The sequence below is a fragment of the Halomonas sp. 707D4 genome (assembly GCF_024158685.1).
Classification (GTDB): domain Bacteria; phylum Pseudomonadota; class Gammaproteobacteria; order Pseudomonadales; family Halomonadaceae; genus Vreelandella.
The window spans coordinates 1-1,062 of record NZ_JAMZBD010000743.1 but is presented as its reverse complement, the minus strand read 5'-3'; the positions used below and the strand labels follow the sequence as shown (position 1 = coordinate 1,062).

Here is a 1,062-nt window from a genome sequence, read left to right as displayed (position 1 = left end):
CGTCGACGGCGCGCCGATCGTGCTGTTCAGTGCCGACGATCGCAACAGCGCCGACGTCGGCGCCAACACCGTGCGCGAGTGGATCGATCAGCGTAACGTCGACATGGTCGCGGGGCTGGTCGCCTCGTCGGTCACCATCGCCGTGACCAAGGTGCTCGAGGAGAACGACCGGCTGGGCATCGTCTCCGGGTCGGCGGCCTCAAGCGTGACCAACGAGCACTGCACGCCCAACCACATCCACTGGGTCTACGACACCTATCCGCTGGCCAACGGCACCGCCCGGGCGGTGGTCGAGCAGGGCGGCGACAGCTGGTTTCTGCTCACCGCGGACTACGCCTTCGGCCATGCGCTGGAAGCCGACGTGACCCGCGTGGTCGAGGAGAGCGGCGGCGAAATCGTCGGTAGCGTGCGCCACCCGTTCCCGACCAGCGACTTCTCCTCCTACATTCTTCAGGCCCAGGGCTCCGGGGCGAAGATTGTGGGGCTGGCCAACGCCGGTGCGGACACGGTCAACGCCATCACCACCGCCAGCCAGTTCGGCCTCACCCAGTCCGGCCAGCAGCTGGCGGGGCTTTTGATCTTTCTGAACGACGTGCACGCACTGGGGCTCGAGGCCACCCAGAACCTGCTGCTCACCACCGGCTGGTACTGGGACATGGACGACCAGGCCCGCGAGTGGGCCCAGCGCTACTTCGACGAAGTGGGCAGCATGCCGACCATGGTGCAGGCGGGCATCTACTCGAGCACCATGCACTACCTGGAAGCAGTGCAGGCCGCCGGTACCGATGACGCAGAGGCGGTGCGCGCGCAGATGGCGTCACAGCCGATCAACGACTTCTTCGCCCGCAACGGGCGCATTCGCGAAGATGGCCGCATGGTGCACGACATGTACCTGGCCCAGGTGAAGACGCCGGAGGAGTCCACCGGCGAGTGGGACCTTTACGAGATCCTCAGCACCATTCCCGCGGAACAGGCCTACCGCCCGCTCTCCGAAAGCCAGTGCAAGCTGGTGCAGAACTGATCAGGCGCGGGGCGGCGACCGCGCCGCCCCCGGGGAAGGAG

Annotated in this window: 1 protein-coding gene; it reads left to right on the top strand. The window is 67.0% G+C overall.

What is annotated here, in order from left to right:
• Positions 1-1,021, top strand: a 1,021-nt coding sequence (locus BIS11_RS18380) for an ABC transporter substrate-binding protein (protein ID WP_253586837.1), incomplete at its 5' end; no start/stop codon positions are given.
• Positions 1,022-1,062 lie beyond the last annotated feature (41 nt).